This window comes from Dehalococcoidia bacterium (assembly GCA_022449765.1).
Taxonomy (GTDB): Bacteria; Chloroflexota; Dehalococcoidia; order Lucifugimonadales; family Australimonadaceae; genus UBA2963.
Window position 1 is genome coordinate 19,125 of record JAKUPZ010000012.1, and the last position, 20,483, is coordinate 39,607.

The window sequence follows — 20,483 nt, forward strand, 5'->3', positions numbered from 1 at the left end:
AACTAGTAGGGGGTCAGAAATATGACCCCCTACTAAAAGTAACTAGTTAATAAGGCTCGATTTGTGAAACGATCTTCACAAATTTACCATCCTGAACCTGTCCTATCGAAACCGGGGCCCAGGCATCACCATCGGAAGTGTAATCCCATCGTCCTGATACACCGTGTACTGACTTGACCTTGGCCAAATGATCGCGGATATCAGCAGCACTTGAAACATCAGCGCCAGATTTCACAGCTTCAGCAATGAATAAAGTGCCGTCGTAGAAAGATGCAGCATAAGTATCAGGAGTGTCTCCACCCTGTGCCTTCGAGTAGCAGTCTACGAACCGTTGAGTCCGAGGGTCAGCGCCGGCCTCATAGGCAGGTGCTGAGTAAATAATACCGTTGGCGTTATCACCAGCAATACGGATCAAATCAACGTTACCCTCTGCTCCACCACCCGATAATCGGTAGTCAGGCTTGACGCCCTGTTGGGCCATGGCATTGAAAATTAAGCCAAGTTCCTGGCCCAAAGCCATCGTTTGTACAATTTTTGGCTCTAGTTTCTTGATCTTAGTAATGGGGGTGTCAAATTTAGTGTCACCCTTTTGGTAGTTCTCTACTGCAACAGTAAAGCCCATTTCCGCGGCCAGTTCCTTCAGTCGGTCAATCTGCAGGTCGAGGGAGTCATTTCCTTCTTCCTTGAAGACTGCCCATGTCTCACCTTTCAGGTCTTCTTTTGCTTCCTCGGTAATGTAACGAACCAAAGCATCAGCGTTCCAGGTGGTGTTCAAAGCATTACGGAACACCCAGTCGCTACCTTTAGCAAACTTAGGGTTCTGTATACCTGAGCTAACCAGCACAACCTCCAGCTCTTCAGCTACAGGTTTTTGTGCTAATCCGATGCCTGTGAAGATAGTCATGATCACAGGAGCACCATCAAGTGAAGCCAATTTCCTTAACCCTGTTACACCCTCAGCCTGGTCAGCTTTGGAGTCCTCGGGTAATAATTCCATTGTCACGTTCCCAAGCTCTCCAGAGTCGTGCAACTCATCTATTGCACACTGCATGCCTGAAGCTAGGCGTCCCCATTGGGCGTATGTGCCTGACATTGGGACAGTAAAACCTACCTTTAGGACCTGTGGTTCAGGTGCTGGTGCAGCAGCAGGAGCCGCAGCCGCAGGGGCTGGCGTAGGTGTAGGGTCGTCCCCTCCACACGCAACTACTGTCATAAGTGCAGCTACAGCTGCAAAAGCTAACAAACCATATCGAATACTTTTAATCCCCTGCATTTTTTCCTCCTATTGCATGGGTACTTGCAACGCGAAATCTCTATCAGTTACCAAATCTAATGTCAAGAAAAACTTGAGATTAAGGAGTGATAATTAAATTGCTATAGTCATCCACGATAGCGTTCTGTCCAGGATGAAGGACTGTAGTGCTATCTAATTGATCAATGATCGCTGGTCCATTAATTTCATGCCCAGGGCATAAAAGCGTTCTATCGTAGACTGGAGTTGAAACTAACCCTGATTTCCTATCAAAAAACACTTCTCTATCAGCGACTTTTGCTGAGTCAATTGAGCCAAGGTTCCTATCATCTTTTCGCATGGAGAATTTGGGCACTTTCACCGTGGAACGAACCCTGTAATTCACTGCCTCTACTGGTTCACCTTTTGCGCTATGCCCAAACAATTGCTCGTGGGCTACATCGAAACGATCTCGCAGATCACTCATGCTCGCTTTAGTGACTTTCGGATCGTCACCTACGGAAACATTAAGCTCATAGCCCTGACCTTGGTATCGCAAATCTATGGAAAACGAACAGCTAATGAGTTCACTTTCAAATCCATCTGAAATGAACTCATTCCTCGCTTGGTCCTCTAATTCACTAAAAACAGAAGCCAAATCAGCAGGCTCCAATGAATCTAATGGGCGTAATCGCGATCGAACGAAATCTCTTCGCGGGTCGGCCATAACTAAACCTAACGCAGAGCTAACACCTGGCATAGGAGGCACGACGACTTTATGCATACCTAAATCAGCAGCAAGCCTTGCAGCATGGACTGGTCCTGCTCCGCCAAATGCAACTAAGACAAAGTTACGTAAATCGTAGCCGCGTTCAGTTGATACCTCGCGTATACCTTCTTCCATTTTCGCGTTGATGATCCTGATGATTCCCTCTGCAGTGCTCATGGGATCAATGCCAAGTTGCGCACCCATTTCTGCAATCGCGTCATAAGCCTTTTGCTTATTAGTTTTGACTTTACCTCCAAGGAGATATTCTGGGTGCAGATATCCAAGTACTACGTTGGCATCTGTTACTGTCGGCTGCGTACCGCCTTTGTCATAGGCCACAGGGCCTGGTGCAGCACCTGCGCTGTGAGGTCCGACCTGGAGAGCGCCCCCACCATCTATCCAGGCAATTGTTCCACCTCCTGCACCTATCGTATTTATCATCAGCATTGGTGTTGCAATTTCCCAGTCACCGACTAGTACTGAAGTTTGCTCTAAGACCTGCCCTCCTTCACCAAGGGCAATATCACTGCTGGTACCTCCCACGTCGAAGGAGACCATATTAGGGAACCCTGCAGAGTTAGCAATTTGCATACCTGCTTCCGATCCAGCACAAGGGCCAGACAGCAGTGTCGTAATTGGAACAACGCTTGTAATTTTCGCTACTCCGCCATTTGATTGCATGATGTAGAGCTGCTCAGTTGAAACACCTAAGTCACGTAACCTTTGAGCTAATTTATTCAGATAGTCGGTCATTGCAGGAGCAAGCCGTGCATTTGCAACTGTCGTGCTTAGTCTTGGGAATTCTCTAATTTGAGGAAGAATCTCAGAAGAAAGGGACACAGATCCGTCTGGGAACTCTTCTTGAAGCATTTTGGATAGCGCCTGTTCATGCGTGCTATTTAAAAATGAAAAAAGAAGTACTACAGCAATCGACTCTGCACCTTTCTTTTTTAAACGGATAATTGCATCTCTTGCTTGAGCTATGTCTAAAGGGATTTTCACATTACCTTCAAAATCAACTCGCTCGACCACTTCTTCTCGTAACCATGGCTCCACAGGTGGATTTTTCTCCACATATATGTCAGATAGATCACTCCCAAATCTTGGGATTTGCCAAACATCATTAACCCCGCTGAACCCGTCGGTTATTAGAAGTCCAACACGTGCACCTTTATCCTGGACCAAAATGTTTGTACCTACTGTCGTGCCGTGCGTGAAGGAAGCAACGTCTGTTGCATTCAATCCTCCTGCCAGTAATTCTGCTAATCCGTCAATAATTGCCTGGCCAGGGTCATGTGGAGTAGAAGGAGTTTTGAGGACCTCTACTTCACCTGAGACATGGTCTAGTACGACCATGTCTGTAAATGTACCGCCAGTATCTACTGCAACCGTTTTCATAAGCTCAATGCCTCTAGTGGACTCGGCGGCACTATACCTTGAGTCGATAATGATGGAAAGGTCTATAAATTTTTTTGAGTTTGACATGAATGCCAGTCGGGAATAATTTTAGGCGCACATGTTTGATGAGGAAAAAATTGGCAACTAATGTAATTGATCAAGAAATAGTACGAGCCAGACTTGATGGCATAGTACGCGAAATGCAGGCTGCGGTGCTTCGGACAGGCTATTCAACAATTATTCGAGAATCGCATGATTTCTCTGCTGGAATAACTGACCATGAAGGCAATGTAGTAGGACAGCACTCTCCTTTGCCCACACATTTGGGCGCATACCCTGACTGTGTTAAAGGAGTACTCACCTACTACTCCCTGGATCAAATGAAAGAAGGAGATTGTTTTCTGACTAATCATCCTTATTTTTCAGGGTGCCCGCATCCCAATGACATGGTAGTTGTGATGCCGGTGTTCGCTGATAATGAGGTCATAGCATTCTGCGCAAGCATGGGCCATAAAGTCGATATTGGCGGTCAATCACCTGGCTCTCGAAATGCTGGCGCCCGTGATCTTTTTGGAGAAGGCCTTTCCATCTTGCCCGTCAAATTCATGGATCAGCGCGTATTATTACCTGAAGTGGTCCAATTCCTTAAGTCCAACACACGAACACCTGAATTGGTTTTAGGTGACCTTGAGGCGCAGGCCGGTGCTCTTTGGAGTATAGGAATAAAGCGACTGGCGGACGTGGTCCGTACCTATGGTAAAGACGCGGTCCTTGATTCTTTCAAAGGATTGGGTGATCGAACTGAATCACGAGCGCGCCAGGTAATATCAACTTGGTTAGATGGTAGCGCGGAGGCTGAAGCGTTCATCGATGACATAGCTCGCCCTGGTGAGACCATCCGATTACATGTCAAAGCGATAAAAAAAGGTGACCAGTTAACCTTAGATTTTAGTGGATCAGGAGAGCAATCAGCTGGCCCTGTCAATGCAAGGCCGCCTTTTGTCAGAGGAATGGTTCATTACGCTGCGATCGCAATGATGGATTCTTCAATTCCCAACAATTATGGACTAGGGCGTGCTATAGAATCCAAATTTAAGGACGGCACTGTAATATGTCCAACTTTTCCGGCCCCTGTGGGGTTTTATTCAATGACTATGCCTGTAGTCGAAGACATTATTTTTGAGGCTCTTAGCAAAATTTCCGGGAAACCAGAAGTTGCACATAACAGTGTTTCAGGAATGCTTGTACTTGGAGCGACCGGTGCAGAAGCAAAGCGATATGTTCAGTACGAAATCATTGTTTCAGGAAACGGCGCGTATAACGGTGGAGATGGCTATACCGGAACTGGTCATTCATGGACAGGCGGTGCGAAATATACAGGAGTGGAGATAATTGAATCTGAATTTCCAGTGGAGATGCAGCAATTCAACTTAGTCGTAGATTCAGGCGGTCCAGGCAAGTATAGAGGCGGACTAGCGCTTAGGCGCGAATACCGTGTCAAAACTAATGCCCAGTACTCTGGAGGAACACCAAGAACTCTTGTTCCTGCACATGGCGTTCTCGGCGGAGGCAATGGTAAGGCAGGTAAAGTACGGTTAAACCCTGGTACCGACAACGAGCGTTTATTTGAAGGCCTTGTATCTAACGTTGCCCTCTCCGCGGGCGATGTAGTATGCATGGAGACAGCGTCAGCTGGCGGATCTGGAAGTCCAGAAGATAGAGACCAAGCGAAAATTGTTTCAGATCTACGTAATGGATACATAACTGCTATAACCGCTGAGCAGGTTTATGGCTTAAGTAAGTCGGATATAGATGCAGCTTTAGCGATTCCTGATTAGGAGCAATATGAAAATACTTGTTACTGGAGGGCTAGGAGTAAATGGATGCTGGGTAACAAGAGATTTGCTTGCAATGGGTCATGAACCTGTCGTATTTGACGCACGTCCTGATTTCACTCTACTTCGCGATATCAGCAGCTCATTTCATTTTATCCAAGGGGACATTACATCTCTTGAAGAGCTTGAAATAGCATGCAAAGAAAACAAGATAGACAGAATTTGCCATTTAGCGGCTATATACCCCGAAGCTGCTGACTCTAACCCTTTGGCTGGTTTCGAAATTAATGCGAAATCTACCGTAAATGTATTAGAAGCAGCACGGAGATCTGGCTGTGATCGGGTAATTTTCACCAGCTCTATTGGTGCACTTTCACCTATGACGGAACCGCATTTAGAGCCCGAGATGAAACCAGTGGATGAGTCCTTTGCTGCCTATCCGACTAGCAGTGTCTACGGAGCTACAAAAGTTGCAGGGGAATTAATGGGGATCCAGTACAAACGCTTATTCGATTTGGATTTCGCTGCGCTTCGCTTTGCCGCGATTTACGGTATAGGGAAAGGCGTTGCTCGACACGGCTCTCATAACGTAATTTGGAATACTCTCATTGAAAATGCAATTGCCGGACGTAAAACAGTGATACCTCAAGGAGGAGATCAAAGGCTGGATTTCACTTATTCAAGGGATGTGGCGAGAAGCGTAATTTTAGCCTGTTTAGCTGACACGTTCCATGGCCATATTTTTCATATTGGTAGTGGCAAAGAATATACAATGAACGATTTTGTTAAAGGCCTTAAATCCGCTATTCCTAGCGCAGAAATAGAAGTCGGTCCCGGCCTTGATCCAAGAGGGTTTGGACCTTCCAGCTATTTCCGCATGGATACGCACCGTGCGTATGAGCAATTTGGATATGAGGCAATTTACGATCCTGAATCCGCAGTAAAAGATTGGCTGGAATGGTTTGAACGCCTGGAGTTACCACTAAATCAGAGGGAGGAATGATTATGGATAAGTGTATGGCAGCTGTGTTTACAGGGGCAGGAAGACCACTTGAGATACAAGAATTTCCAATATTACCAATAGAAAGAGGTGGGGCACTTGTACAAATGCAGATGGCTGCGATTTGTGGAACGGATGTCCATGCGTCGCACTTGGATACAACTCCAGCTCCAACAATTTTCGGCCATGAAAACATAGGTATTTTAGCTGAAATTTCTCCTGAAATAAAAACTGATGTGCTAGGGCAGGATTTGAAAATAGGTGACCGTGTTATTTTTCGAGACGCACCATGTGGTCGTTGCTTCCAATGTTCTATGGGCGAGTCCTGCCAGCATTCGAAATCCTACGGTATGCTCAAATCTACCGAAGCTCCGCATTTACGTGGAGGATTCGGTCAATATTTACAGCTAGCAGCGACTCCATGGCTCTTAAGAGTTCCTGATGATTTAAGTAATGAACGCGCTTTGCTCAGTGTCATTGGCAACCATACGTGCCTTAATGGTATTGAGCGTATTGGCGGAATCAACTCTGCAGATACAGTTGTTGTTCAGGGCTCAGGCCCAATTGGCCTTGGTGCTTTAAATCAATCATTGATAGGAGGAGCGGCGAACGTGATTGTAATTGGGGCTCCAGAGTCCAGATTAGAGCTTTCAACTAGGCTAGGTGCAACGCAAACGGTGAGCCTATCTGAATATCCTACTCCTGAAAGTCGTGTAGAGCGTATAAAAGAACTGACACAAGGAAGAGGCGCTGATCTTGTAATCGAAGCGTCGGGGGGCCTTACTGCTTTTCAAGAAGGACTGGAGATGGTGCGCTTTGGAGGGCGTTATTTAGTTATTGGCCAATGGACAGACTATGGATTACTATCTGCAAATCCTGCATTATTAACTAGAAAGGTTATTAGAGTGCAAGGAGTCTTTTCTGCTGGACCTCGGCATATCATTAGGTCAATGCAGTCTATGAGATCGATAGTAAATCGTCCGGTGGAAGAGTTAATTACGCATCGTTACGAATTAAAAGGTGTAAATGAAGGCTTTGAAGCGCATGAAAAATTAGAAGCGATGGTTGCAGTGATTCTACCAAACGGAGAGCCTGCTAATTAAATCAGCATAGAAACACAAATCCATGGAGCCACGCTCATATACGGGAGGAAGCATGAGTAAGAATGGTTATAAAGTTATAGACAGCGACATGCACATAATGGAGCCCGCTGACCTCTGGCAAAAATATGGTGAGGGTAAATATAAAGACTTAGGGCCTATTGGTATTACTTCTGCAAACGTACGCGATCTCCGGACTACCCACGCTGACGGCTCGCTTTGGGGCTCTACTTCAAAAGGTGTAGCCGGCAATCCTAACAAACCTGGTGGTCATAACTACGAAAAAAATCAATTGATCTACGCAGATCATGCCGCAAGAGGCTGGTCTTCGGAAGTTCAATTAGAGGCAATGGATATTGAAGGACTAGATATGGCGGTCCTCTTTCCCACACGTGGCTTACACACATTGGCTGAGCCTCATATGGATTCCGATATGGCTGCTGCACTGGCTAGGGCTTACAACAATTGGATGTATGATTTTTGTGAACCCAACCCTGACAGGCTTATCGGTGCGGCAATGATATCCCCCTTCAACATGGATGACGCAGTGAAAGAAGTTCAGCGCGCTGTCAAAGAGCTTGGTTTCAAAGCAGTCTTCATGAGATCTAATCAAATGACCGACAAGCCATGGCATGATCCATTTTATGACCCTCTTTGGAGTGCACTTGAAGAGCATGACATTGCAATTGGATTTCATGAGTCATCTTCATCTGGAGCCCCGCAAGTAGGGCAGCATTTTGAGCCTAATTTCATGCTTAGGCGTGTATTCGCTCAGCCCGTTGAGCAAATGATGGCTCTGGGTAGTTTTTGTGGTGGTGGAGTTCTAGAAAGGCATCCTAATTTACGAGTCGCGTTCTTGGAAGCAAATTGCGCATGGGCTCCATGGCTTTTGTGGAGGCTAGATGAAGCTTACGAGCGAGAATCCGATGTATTTGTTCCAGAGCTTACGATGTCCCCGACGGAATATTTCAAGAGGCAATGCTGGGTATCAGTTGAACCGGACGAAGAACCTGCCAAATATACCATTGACTGGGTCGGAAGTGATCGGATGGTGTTTTCTACTGATTACCCTCACGGTGACTCTAAATACCCTGATGCTGTATCTAGTTTCTTCAACTTAGGAATTACAGATGAGGAAAAACGGAAAATACTGTGGGATAACTGCGCTAATTTGTACAAATTAGCTGAAGTGCCGGCAAAAGTATCTTAAGGAGAATTCATGACTACTACAGAAATTGAAACTGCGTTAGATCGATTCATTACTAGTACCAGAGATTTATTTTCACGTGAATCAGATGAAGAAACTCGATGGCTCAAATTGACTCCAATCTTAAATGATTTTCTATCCGACCCATCTGTCATTGAGGCTTCTGCACACTGGCCGGCGAATCAATTCACCGACAGAGCTGAAAATTTATTGTTCTACGAAGACCCTGACTATGGTTTCGTAGTAAATGGGTTGAAACGTGAAGTTAAATCTAAGCCGGCAGTTAATCCTGCTCATCCTACGTGGCGTGGAATACATGATCATGCCCACATTTATACTCTTTATGGAGTACTAGCAGGGCATGAGATGATTGAGCGTTATGCTCCTATTGAAGAGGCGGAAAGAACTGAAGCTTACGTAAAAATTCAACAAACAGGGAATTTTGAAGTAGCCCCAGGCACAGTCGATTTAGTACGTCCTTATGAAATACATGCAGAGCGCAGCTTAGGCGAACAGACTATTGCCATCATTATTCGGAGCGAGAAATCAGGCGGTTTCTTGCAAGGCAGATATGATGCTGAAACTGGAGAATATTGGCAGGGCTATGGGCCACGGCAACGAGAAGTTGCAATGTTTGGTGAATAACTACGTACCCATTAGGAGCGGTAATGGCAACAGCAGTAAGAACTTCAGTAATTGATGCAGATACTCACCTCATTGAAACAGAACGAACTTTTGAATTTCTTCGCGATGAAGATCAGCACCTCAAGCCACTTGTCTTAAGGTATGACTCTGGTGACCTTCATCACGAGTATTGGTACATGGAAGGCAGGGCATGGCGTAAGGATTTTAACGTAGGCGCTGAGTTTCCCTCAGAAGCACGAGAAGCTGCCGACGTAGATGCTCGATTGCGGCACATGGATGAACTTGGAGTAGATATGCATATCCTCTACCCCACTATGTTTCTGCGACCCCTTACAAAGCACTCAGATACTGATTATGCAATAAGCAGAGCCTACAATCGTTGGGCTGCTGATATATGGGCTAAAGGAAAAGGCCGCCTTCGTTGGGCAGTAATACCGCCACTTATGTCAATGGACAAAGCAATTGAAGAGCTACATTTCGGAAAAGAAAATGGTGCTTGCGCTGTATTTATGAGAGGAGTGGAAGGAGATATGTTACTCTCAGAACCTTACCTCTTCCCGTTGTATGAAGAGGCCTCTAAATTAAACATGCCAATAGCTGTACATGCAGCGGCTGGAAACTTTGGATCATTGGATCTTCTAGACAGAGGTAAAGGCTTAGCAACGTTTAAGTTCCCTACAATTGGCGCATTTTCAGATATCGTGCTTCATGCAATTCCCGAGAGATTCCCTGACCTTCGATGGACTTTTATAGAAGTCACATCACAATGGCTCCCATATGTAATGAATGATATTTTCCTACGAGGAAATCGCTTAGTTGGCCGAGGGTTTAAAGATGGTGCCGAGCTGATGAAAGAATATCAACTTTATGTAGGCTGCCAAACCATAGATGATCTGGACTACGTCACAAGTAGAGTTGGCGATGAACATTTGATAATAGGTACCGACTATGGCCATGCTGATACCACTGCCGAAATTAATGCTCTTCGAAAATTAAGAGACGACGGCAAAGTAGGGTCAAGTATTGCCGACAAGATTCTGAGTGATAATCCGAAAAGACTATACGCACTGTAAATCAAGTTTCGAATAGTACTACTGCATTTTAGCTCTTGCGGCAATTACATCAGATACATATTTTTTGAAGCCATCTATCATGGATACTGTTGGCTCCCACTCCAATATGCTTTTGGCTCGTGACAAATCCATCGGCTGCGCAAATGACTGCCGAAGCCCTGACTCAACCGAAACTTTCAGGTTGGGTAAAACTGCTTTGATTGACTCCAGAAGATCATCAAAGGTAAGAATTGTTCCATTCCCTGCATTAAACGCGCCTACCACATCATTTACAACTGTGCGATGAATTATGCGCCCGAGGTCATCAGAATGTATGTACTCGAACGATCTTGCCTGAGCAGCAGTTATTAATAATTCCTTTTCATCAAGGCCTGCTTCGACAATACTTTGAAGCATCCGCCCGCCTCCAGAACCGCCTCGAAAATGGCCAAATCCATATACATTGGCAGGACGAACAATCACTAGCTGCATGCCAAATTGTGCAGCATATGCCTCTGCAAGATGTTCATTTGCGATTTTAGACGCTGAATAAGGATTATCCGCACCTCTCGGAAAATCTTCTGCGAGGGGACTACTGCCTTCTAACCGACGGTCATACACTCCGAATGTGCTTATATGCACGAATTTTTGAACGCCACACAGCCGTGCTGCCTCCAGCACATTTATCGTTCCCTGGATATTTATTTGAAGGCCAGTGTATACGGGGTTCGAAACACTGCTTCCGATCAGTCCCGCAGTATGCACGACTACAGAGGGTTGAAATTTTTGCATCACGCTTATTAAGCTTGGCAAATCCCTTAAATCCCCTTGAACGTAGTCATCAGAGCTGACTGATCCGAGCCGCATCTTTAAGTAATCCGGGTCTGGGTTTGAGTCAAAGAATAGGCATTGATCGCCTAAAGCCATCGCTTCGATTGCATATGAAGTACCAACCAGCCCTGCGCCAGTAATTAAAACTCTCATGATTCAATACCTCCTACCGATTTTCGACGCGCTGTCAACAAACTTGTACACTGCAGATCAAACAATGGCAATCTTTTGAATATCTATAAGGAATTAATCCATGGAAATTGTTGGCGTTGACTCGGACGGGCATGTTTTGGACAACAGAGAGCTGGTATATAAACATTTGCCTGAATCCTTCAAGAAAAGAGAATGGTGGTGGACACCCCGAAACACTTGGGATACGACTATAGAAGGGCAATTTGGCCAGCCAAATGTTAATAGTGCCGAGTGGCTAGATGCACTGGAAAAAGGAAACGTATCAAAAACCGTACTTTTTCCAACCAGACTACTAAATATCAATTTTGTTCAAGAACCTGAGTTAGCAACTGCCCTATGTATTGCTTACAACACTTACCTTAAAGAAAATTACTTAGATGTGAGCTCAAAATTTAAAGGAATAGCTCTCATCCCGATGCAAGACGTTGACCAGGCTGTCCGTGAATTGAACAGGGCAGTCTCTGAGCTTGGTATGGTCTCTGCAATGCTACCAACCCATGGTCCACCGGTGCGACCCATGCTTGGTGATTCGTATTATTACCCCATCTACGAGGAAGCTCAAAGATTAGGAGTACCTCTCTGCCTACACGCTACTGTAACAAACCCTTCCGGCCCAGAAGTCGACCCTTTCGAAAGAATGATCGATTCGCATACTTTGATACACCCTTTTGGTCAAATGAGACAGCTTACAAGCATGATTTTCCGCGGAGTGTTTGAAGATTTTCCTAACCTTAATATTGGCTCTATGGAAGCACGGGCGAGTTGGGTTCCCTTTTTCATGGAACGCCTTGATGAAGAATGGAATTGGAGAGGTGCAGCGGAAGCACCCAAAGTAACTTCATTGCCTAGTAATTATTTTCGCAATGGAAGAATTTATGTTTGCTGTGAGCCTGATGAAGCCTTACTTCCTACTGTAATGGAATTTGTTGGTGAAGATTGGTTCATGTACGCAAGTGATTATCCGCATCCTGATAGTGAATTCCCGGAGTCTCTTGAATATTTACGCAATCGGGAAGACATGGATGATATCAAGAAAAATAAAATCATTAGAGAAAACGCTATCCGTTTCTATGGACTGGATCAAAGTGCTTAAGAGGGTTTTTATTTCTTAGATGACCACTCATCGGCTGTATCCATACGTAGTCATAGGCATAGCAGTACTCAGCCATGGGGGGTTTGCTCTTTCCGGGCAAGGATTCACTCCTTTTTACCCATTCATACAAGATGATTTTGATTTAAGCCGTACGCAAGTGGGCATTATCACAGGAACAATTTTTGGTGCAGCAACAATAACAAGCACAGGATTCGGATGGCTCATTGATCATTTTGGAGCCCGTCTCATGTCAGGTTTGACTATGATTTTGAGTGGAGCTGCAGTCGCATCAATGTACTTTGCAAACAGCTTCACAACAGTATTGATTGTAGCTGCAATCATGGGATCTTTAAGACCAGTTGGGCATCCAGCAGGTACAAAAGCAATTCTTGATTGGGTTTCACTTCGGCAAAGAGCGACGGCAATGAGTATTAAGCAAGCAGGTAATCCACTACTCGCCGCTGCTGCTGCTGCAATTATTCCTCCAATCGCCATCGCTTATGGCTGGCAAGTTGCAGCAATAGCATTGGGGGGATTCATTAGTGCGGGAGGGGTTTTAATTCTTGCCATATATCGCGATAAGGAAACTGCGATTGAAAGAAAAAAGTCTGGTAAGCCCTTTCTAGAAGGTATTAAATCCGTCGTTACGAGCAGGGACCTTTCGCTGGCTATGGCTTTTGGGTTTCCTCTCGTGGGAGTACAAGTTGCAACACTTACATACTTCATCCTATATCTGAATGATGATTTAGGAGTATCAGTGATTATAGGTGGAACTTTGCTTGCGATATTACAAATGAGCAGTATCGTGATGCGTATTACGTGGGGTGTATTAAGTGACACTCTTGGCAAGGGTCGAAGAAAGCCTGTATTACTAGTTGCGGGACTCTCAACCATAGCCGTTCTGACTATTGTTGCATTTTTACCAGAAAACACTCCTTACTGGGGGTTGGTGCTTGTGGCAATTGGCCTCGGAGCAACGGCAACATCCTGGGTTAGCCTGCATTCCGTATTGCTATCTGAAATAGCTAAGCCATCGGAAGTTGGAACTGCTATCGGGTATGCTTCCACGCTTTCGCGATCTGCGATCGTCATCACTCCCCCGTTTTTTGGATGGCTCTCTGACATAGCTGATTATCAAACGGCATGGTTGGCAATGGTTGCAGGTATAGTTATTGCATTGTTGTTCCTAGGTGCTGTAAAAGAAAGATCACAGCAAAATAACTAAACATCCTTCGGCGTTTTTTGCTAAACTGCGCTCTGAAGTTCTATATGGAGAAAATATATGCTTACCGCTGAACAGAATGACAGGTTGACTAGAGTCGGGCCAGGCACACCTACCGGCGAATTAATGCGCCGCTACTGGCACCCTATCGCTGCTGTCTCTCAAATGAATGATCGATCCACAAAGCCAATTAAGCTACTTGGAGAGGAACTGATCCTTTACAAGGACAATTCAGGCACTTACGGCTTGGTTGATAATTATTGCCCTCACAGAAGAATGGGTATGGTCTATGGTATCCCTACTGATGATGGGATTCGCTGCCCTTACCACGGATGGATGTTCAACGAAACAGGAGCATGTTTAGAACAGCCATATGAGGCTACGGAAGCTCCAGACAATAAATACAAAGACAAAGTTAAAATCAAAGCCTACCCTCTCCAAGTGAAAGCAGGATTGATTTTTGCGTATATGGGACCAAGTCCTGCGCCATTACTTCCAAATTGGGATGTTTTCGCAATTGATAATGTTGTCCGTGATATCGGATATACAGAACTTCCCTGCAACTGGCTTCAATGCCAGGAAAATTCATTGGATCCTGTCCATTCAGAATGGCTTCATGGGGAATGGGGTAATTACATCGCAACTGTGATGGGCACTGGTAAAAACCTACGTCCTAGATACGAAAACGAGCGAATAGGTTTTGATAAATTCCAATATGGAATCATCAAGAGGCGGCTTGTCAAAGGTGGTGGCTACGAAGACCCTGAATGGGCTCAAGGTCATCCCATAGTATTCCCTTATTTTCTTAGGCAAGGTGGCAGCGGCATTGCCATCGATACGTGGAAAAACCCCGATGACACTCCTGGAATCGCACGGGGTGTCGGCCCATCGTTTCAAATTCGTGTTCCTATAGACGATACTCACACAGGCCACTGGTGGGTAATGTGTCACCCTAAGGCAAATATTGGTGATCCTGACCAAAAACATGAGGATGTTCCGTTTTTTGAGCCTCCATTAATTAATCTAAAGAAAGATGGACGGGTTCATTTCGAAATTCTCGATTCAAACAGTGCTCAGGATGTTGCTGCGTGGGCGACACAAGGTCTAATAGCAGACCGAACACAGGAACACCTAGGGAGGTCAGATAAAGGCGTGATCATGTTCCGTAGGATGCTAGAAGAGCAAATACGTATTGTTGAAGATGGCGGAGATCCTATAAACACATTCCGTGATCCGGATACTAATGCCTATCTTGGGATGGATACTGAGCATTGGTCAAAGAGAGCAGAGCTAGCAGGTGGTCAGGCATTTGCCTTTGAACGCCAAGGTATGGCAAGTAAATATAGCCCAATCATGAACGAACGCGGAGTTTCAGGTGGTGTTGATGCTAAGACTCGAACGCAGGAGGCATCGCGGTAATGGGAGCAGAAGCGCTACAGCCTGGTAATAAAATCGAGCTTTCCGATGGTGCTACGGCAGAAGTAATTGGAACTCTCAACACTAACGGAGAAGTTCCAGTACGTATTATTGATTCTCCATTTGGTCCCGACGCGCCTGGCGCTGAAAAAAATGTAGATAAGGATGACATTTACGGATTATTCATCGACGAAGCGATGACAGAGGTACGATCACTTTAAATTTAACCCATTTCATGCTGCAAAATTACGTGCAGCATGAATCAAAGCAGGCATTGGAGGAAGAATGGTCCGCAGTTATTTTACGCACGACAATTGGCTGGAAGAACAAGCATCCAAAGGAGTCCCTCTGTTATCCGATTGCTATGTAGAAGATCTTAGAACATTGCAATTGGGTTATTGGGACATAAGGGACTGTAATACAGCGCTAATACGATTCACCGACATGGGTGGGGTAACTGAAGCCCGGGTGCAAGAAATTCCCTCAGGGGGATCTCTTAAACCATTCAAGCTTGGTGTTGAAGAAATGGTCTATGTCCTTGGTGGGAGAGGATTTGCCTCTGTCTGGGGGGAGATTAGTAATGCTAAACGAGATTTCGAGTTTTCTGACAGGTCTGTCTTTGTTATACCTCGAAATGCATGGGCTGAAATAAGAAATATGGGTAACACTCCTGTACGCCTCCTCTATTTCAATTACCTTCCAATCGCCATGAGTACAATTCCTGATCCTGAATTCTTCATGAACAATGCTCATGTCAACAAAACAATTTTAGATAATGCTGATCAAGATTTTTTCTCAGAAGCAAAAGATATTGAGAAGAATTTCGGAAGCGCATGGGGCGCTGTCGGCGCTACCGTTTGGAGTGGCAACTTTTGGCCCGACCTTTTGGCGTGGGATAAGTTGACTGCAGCGGGAAGTCGTGGAGCTGGCGGATCGTCCATAGCGATGTACGTCCCCGATTCTGAAATATCCGCACACATGTCAGTATTTCCTCCAGGAACATACAAGAAAGCACATCGGCATGGGCCAGGAAGGCTTATTGTTATACCAGGAGGAGAAGGCTACTCCGTAATGTGGGGGGAAGGTGGAGAAAAGAAAATTTACCCCTGGCATGAAGGTAGTGCGGTAACACCGCCTGATCAGTATTTTCACCAACATTTCAATCTCGGTAACGCAGCAGCTCGGTATTTTGCTCTTCACCCTCCTGTTCAATTTCTAGGTAAAGATGAGGATGAAAAAGGTAATGCGGAAGGCGTAAATATTGAATATGTGGATGAAGATCCCTGGGTTAGGCAATATTTTGAAGAAGAATTAGCAAAACGAGGATTGGAATCAAGGATGCCTGATGAGGTATATACCAACCCAGATTTCACATTCAAAACTGCCTCTACTGCTTCCAAATAAGTCAAAATGGTCCTTAGTTAGGAGGTACTATGCTTACACAAGAGCAGAATGAACGGCTAACAAAAGTAGGTCCTGGTACGCCAATGGGCGAATTAATGCGCCGATACTGGCACCCGATCGCGGGCAGTGCGCAGTTAAATTCTGATAACCCTACTAAAGAAGTACGTCTCCTTGGTGAAGATCTTGTTCTTTACCGAGACACAAAAGGTACTGTTGGATGTATTGAGCCTTCGTGCGCCCATCGTAAAGCCAGCCTTGCCTATGGTATACCTGAAGAGAACGGTATTCGCTGCGCCTATCACGGATGGATTTTCAACGAGCACGGAGCTTGTGTTGATCAACCATCTGAGCCTGAAGGCTCCAAATTCAAAGATAAGGTGCACATCAAATCCTACCCTGTACAGGAACTCGGTGGCTTGGTATTTATCTATATGGGCCCCCTTCCCGTTCCAGCATTACCTAAGTGGGATGTTCTTTCTTGGGAAGGCCATAAAGATGCATGGTCAACATTATTGCCATGCAATTGGCTACAGTGCCAAGAGAATTCACTAGATCCATTACATTTTCTATGGCTCCACAGATATTGGGGTGGGTGGCAATTCAATCGGATGAAATCCCCAGAGGAAAGAGATGGTTGGAACGCAGTCATGGGATTTCGTGGGGCTGATCATCGAAAAATTGGATTTGAGATCACTGATTACGGTGTTATTAAGCGCCGCCTGGTTGAAGGAGAAGATGAGACTGATGATCATTGGGCTATAGGTCATCCAATACTTTTTCCAAACATCCTTCGTGTAAGTCATGGGCTAGAAATACGAGTGCCGGTTGATGACACTCATACTTTGCACCTCATCACTAATTATCGCCAATACCAGCAAGGGGAAAGCCCTCAAGAAGAAATCCCTTTTGATGAACGGTCGCTTTATGACGAAAATGGCCTAATAGTCCGTGACTATGTAGCCTCGCAGGATCAAGTTGCGTGGGTTATACAAGGTCCTGTAACAGACAGAACTACTGAGAGGCTAGGAGCAACTGATGTCGGGATCATAATGTTCCGAAGAATGCTTAATGAGCAGATGGATATTGTTGAAGACGGTGGTACTCCCATGAATGTCTATGACCAAGACCCTGGCACGATTGTACTGCCGTGTGAGTCGTATATGTATCCTGGTTACGATGAGATCGGTGGTCCTTTTAAAGGCAATGTACCGAGAAAACCTGATGTCGAGCAAATTCTTTCAGGTAGCGGCGCGAGGTTGAAAGAATGGGATGGTATCGAGAAAAAGCAGGTAATAAGTGGTGTATCTGAAGATACAGGCGGAGCTCTTCGTGACGGCGCCTGGTTCTCAGACGGCCGAAAGCATTAAAATCAAACAGACGCAAAGTAAAGAGGGGCTTGATGATCAAGCCCCTCTTTCGCATCAGTTTTTGAAATATCGGACTATTGCCATCGACCGAACGCCCATCCGCCACCAGTACCTGCAGGGGTTCGGTAGACAGGGACATATTCAATTAACTCAAAGTTAAGGTCAGTCCCTTCCATTGCACCACCAACAGCGATCCAATTTTGAGTTTCAGACGCTGCTGAATATAACCTGTTTCGGGGTATCGACATTAAAGTTTCGGAATCTTTTGTCGCAAGGGCATCCAAAACTGTTTTGTCTAACCATTCATCAACTACGAAATGGCTAAGCCCCCCAGATGCGATGATGGCAACTGTTTTTTCGCTGTCCCATGCGCGAATAGCGTCGGCAACTGCTCTACCAAATTCATATGAGCGTTTTGGTGTCGGTTGGTTTGGTGGGTAACACGTATTCTCAAATATTGGAAGAATTGTTCGTGGCTCATTATCAAACAATCGTTTTATTATAAAAGCAAATCCGTGAGGTAGCCCTTGGTCTCTTGGCTCAGTATCACGAACTGAACTCAACTCCCCTACTTCTTTAGGATAACGACGCGCTACGGTTCCGCCGTATTTTTCTTTGACATAAGTAAAATGAGAGACGTCAAAATCATGGTCGATCATATATTCAATGACATGACGACCTAGATCTGAAGCAACGGGAACATCCATTTCAACGTCACCGTAACCCTTTGCAATGGATTCCATAATGTCTGGTTCTCTAAACCCTGCAGCAAGAGTACGCGGCTTTATAGGAACAGATGGTCCCCAGAATACCGAAAAGGTAGGCATGTTATCTTCAAAAAACCATTCATCCTGATCGTCGGAAATTATCACCGTAATGTCTGGTTTGACTTCATTGAAAGTTTTTGCCAGTTCTGCGATACCACGCTGGCATGCATCAACCTGGGCCTGAAAAACTTCATCAGTCAAAGGTTTTTCTCGGATAGCAGTAGGGACTTTTTGTAATCCTTCGTCGTAAGGCATTGCAAAGCCTTCCGGAGGAAATACTAATTCTTGATGATTTAAATCACCTTGTGAGTAACGAGGCCATTGCTCTGCATTCAATGCAAGCATAGGACTATGTGAAGTCCCAGCCCCTAGAACGATCTTTGCCATATATACCCCCTTGAGAGTAAGTATCTGGGAATTATTTAAATGTAAAGGCCAGATTGTATATAAAAATTGATGGACTCAGTGTACACCTTAACATTTAAAATTGCCTGTATTAAGATAGCCTGTATTGACGGCATCAATTGAGCTTAAGGCTTGACATTGCAGGGTTTCACGTATATTCATTGTCTTAATAGGAGGAGACATGCTCAACGGACAGAGAATCATAGACATGCACGCGCATACGGTTGCGCCCCCAGAACTTTACGCCTTCAAATCCACTCTCCTTTCAGGACGTGGATACCATGGAAAAGGCGCATGGAGTTGCTCAGACGAACGCATAGTTCAGTTTGCGCAACAGAATATTGACATCATGGATAAGTTTGGAACTGATGTTCAGTTCCTTTCCCCACGTCCATTCCAATTAATGCACTCAGAAAAACCAGAATCAATAGTGCATTGGTTTGCGGAAGTAAACAATGATGTCATTGCACGACACGTAAAAGAATTTCCTGATCGTTTCCAGGGTATTGCAGGCTTGCCTCAGCTAAGTGAACAAAAAGATTCTTCACATGCGGTGCCAGAACTTGAAAGGTCAGTAAAAGAATTAGGGTTTATCGGATGCCTAATTAACCCAGACCCAGGTGAAGGTACTACCTACACTCCACCAATGGATGATGAATACTGGTTCCCCCTTTACGAAGCAATGGTAAAGCTAGATGTACCAGGATTAATTCACTCTGCTGCCTGTAAGGACCCAAGGGAATCCTACAGTGCTCACTTTATTACAACTGAATCGCAGGCAATTCTGAACATGATCCGCCCATCAAGCAAAGTATTTCAGACTTTCCCTAACCTCAAGATAATCGTCGCCCACGGTGGAGGATCAGTGCCTTACCAGATTGGTCGATGGAGGGTTCGTCGTAACAACGACATGAAAGCAAATCCTAACCTTGAGGATTTTGACACAAGTATTCGCCGGTTCTATTACGACACCAACCTTTACAACAAAGAAGCTCTAGACTACTGCTTCCAAATCTGTGGAACAGATCGTGTAATGTTTGGAACAGAAAACCCCGGTAGTGGTACTTCTATTGACCCGAAGACCGGTAAGCAGACCGATGATTTAGCTCCAGTAATTGATGAAATTGCGTGGCTAACTCCAGAGGACAAGAAAAACATATTCGAAGATAACGCACGACGAGCGTTTACTCACGGTAAGTTTTAATATGCTTTCCTTCTGCTGGCTGAAATTCAGCCAGCAGAAGGATTCTTGATTTTATTCATCTAGTACGGGAGGACACTATGGCAGACAGAGAATTAATCACCATTGTGGAAGGGCCAAAGGGTAAGGCTGAGGTCTATGAAGTATCAGACGATAGCTCAAGCACGTCCGCTACCTCAGGTGTTATGTCTTCTAGCTACGAAGTAGTAATGGGCAGCACGACGGAGACTGTTATGACTTTAGGGGAGGCTTCAATCGTCGCCCATGAGTTGTCTGGCGCCGATAATTAATTTTTCATTTGCATTTAGTCACTCAGAGAGAGAGGCGTAGGCCTCTCTCTATTTTTGC

Annotated in this window: 18 protein-coding genes; 14 read left to right on the top strand and 4 right to left on the bottom strand. The window is 45.2% G+C overall.

Annotated features, from left to right (window positions below):
- Positions 1–46: 46 nt before the first annotated feature.
- Positions 47–1,273: an ABC transporter substrate-binding protein gene (locus tag MK127_06355; protein MCH2532414.1), complete on the bottom strand. Its 1,227-nt coding sequence runs from the start codon at positions 1,271–1,273 to the stop codon at positions 47–49.
- A 79-nt stretch (positions 1,274–1,352) separates the two neighbouring features.
- Positions 1,353–3,485: a hydantoinase/oxoprolinase family protein gene (locus MK127_06360; protein ID MCH2532415.1), complete on the bottom strand. Its 2,133-nt coding sequence runs from the start codon at positions 3,483–3,485 to the stop codon at positions 1,353–1,355.
- Between the two features lie 50 nt (positions 3,486–3,535).
- Between MK127_06360 and MK127_06365 the strand changes: the two genes are divergently transcribed.
- The 6 genes from MK127_06365 to MK127_06390 are packed head-to-tail and all read left to right on the top strand — an operon-like array spanning position 3,536 to position 10,258.
- Positions 3,536–5,236 carry a hydantoinase B/oxoprolinase family protein gene (locus tag MK127_06365; protein ID MCH2532416.1) on the top strand — a complete coding sequence of 567 codons (1,701 nt, stop codon included), beginning with the start codon at positions 3,536–3,538 and terminating at the stop codon, positions 5,234–5,236.
- A 7-nt stretch (positions 5,237–5,243) separates the two neighbouring features.
- Positions 5,244–6,236, top strand: a complete 993-nt coding sequence (locus MK127_06370; protein MCH2532417.1) for an NAD(P)-dependent oxidoreductase — start codon at positions 5,244–5,246, stop codon at positions 6,234–6,236.
- Positions 6,237–6,238: 2 nt separating this feature from the next.
- Positions 6,239–7,336 carry a zinc-binding dehydrogenase gene (locus tag MK127_06375; protein MCH2532418.1) on the top strand — a complete coding sequence of 366 codons (1,098 nt, stop codon included), beginning with the start codon at positions 6,239–6,241 and terminating at the stop codon, positions 7,334–7,336.
- Between the two features lie 52 nt (positions 7,337–7,388).
- Complete coding sequence (locus tag MK127_06380) at positions 7,389–8,543, top strand: amidohydrolase family protein (protein ID MCH2532419.1); 1,155 nt, start codon at positions 7,389–7,391, stop codon at positions 8,541–8,543.
- 9 nt (positions 8,544–8,552) lie between these two features.
- Positions 8,553–9,185, top strand: coding sequence for a hypothetical protein (locus tag MK127_06385; GenBank protein MCH2532420.1), 633 nt, complete (start codon positions 8,553–8,555; stop codon positions 9,183–9,185).
- Positions 9,186–9,208: 23 nt separating this feature from the next.
- Entirely contained in the window at positions 9,209–10,258 is a 1,050-nt protein-coding gene (locus MK127_06390; protein ID MCH2532421.1) for an amidohydrolase, read from the top strand.
- An 18-nt stretch (positions 10,259–10,276) separates the two neighbouring features.
- On the opposite strand, the gene MK127_06395 is transcribed toward MK127_06390, so the two are convergent.
- Positions 10,277–11,221 carry an NAD(P)-dependent oxidoreductase gene (locus MK127_06395; protein ID MCH2532422.1) on the bottom strand — a complete coding sequence of 315 codons (945 nt, stop codon included), beginning with the start codon at positions 11,219–11,221 and terminating at the stop codon, positions 10,277–10,279.
- Between the two features lie 100 nt (positions 11,222–11,321).
- On the opposite strand from MK127_06395, the gene MK127_06400 reads away from it, so the two are divergent.
- From MK127_06400 to MK127_06425, 6 genes are all read left to right on the top strand, one after another.
- The gene (locus tag MK127_06400; protein ID MCH2532423.1) at positions 11,322–12,353 is read left to right on the top strand and encodes an amidohydrolase; all 1,032 of its coding nucleotides are present in this window, start codon (positions 11,322–11,324) and stop codon (positions 12,351–12,353) included.
- Between the two features lie 19 nt (positions 12,354–12,372).
- Complete coding sequence (locus MK127_06405; GenBank protein MCH2532424.1) at positions 12,373–13,578, top strand: MFS transporter; 1,206 nt, start codon at positions 12,373–12,375, stop codon at positions 13,576–13,578.
- Positions 13,579–13,635: 57 nt separating this feature from the next.
- Complete coding sequence (locus MK127_06410) at positions 13,636–14,994, top strand: aromatic ring-hydroxylating dioxygenase subunit alpha (GenBank protein ID MCH2532425.1); 1,359 nt, start codon at positions 13,636–13,638, stop codon at positions 14,992–14,994.
- Entirely contained in the window at positions 14,994–15,212 is a 219-nt protein-coding gene (locus MK127_06415) for a hypothetical protein (protein ID MCH2532426.1), read from the top strand. The genes MK127_06410 and MK127_06415 overlap by 1 nt, the downstream gene beginning before the upstream one ends.
- A gap of 64 nt (positions 15,213–15,276) precedes the next feature.
- Positions 15,277–16,395: a cupin domain-containing protein gene (locus tag MK127_06420; protein MCH2532427.1), complete on the top strand. Its 1,119-nt coding sequence runs from the start codon at positions 15,277–15,279 to the stop codon at positions 16,393–16,395.
- Between the two features lie 29 nt (positions 16,396–16,424).
- A complete protein-coding gene (locus MK127_06425) occupies positions 16,425–17,762 on the top strand; it encodes an aromatic ring-hydroxylating dioxygenase subunit alpha (GenBank protein ID MCH2532428.1) in 1,338 nt (445 codons plus the stop codon).
- A gap of 74 nt (positions 17,763–17,836) precedes the next feature.
- Here the strand turns inward: MK127_06425 and MK127_06430 are convergent, their stop codons facing one another.
- Positions 17,837–18,916, bottom strand: coding sequence for a hypothetical protein (locus MK127_06430; protein MCH2532429.1), 1,080 nt, complete (start codon positions 18,914–18,916; stop codon positions 17,837–17,839).
- Positions 18,917–19,115: 199 nt separating this feature from the next.
- On the opposite strand from MK127_06430, the gene MK127_06435 reads away from it, so the two are divergent.
- Both MK127_06435 and MK127_06440 read left to right on the top strand, forming a co-directional pair.
- Positions 19,116–20,138, top strand: coding sequence for an amidohydrolase (locus MK127_06435; protein ID MCH2532430.1), 1,023 nt, complete (start codon positions 19,116–19,118; stop codon positions 20,136–20,138).
- A gap of 77 nt (positions 20,139–20,215) precedes the next feature.
- Positions 20,216–20,425, top strand: a complete 210-nt coding sequence (locus MK127_06440; GenBank protein ID MCH2532431.1) for a hypothetical protein — start codon at positions 20,216–20,218, stop codon at positions 20,423–20,425.
- Positions 20,426–20,483 lie beyond the last annotated feature (58 nt).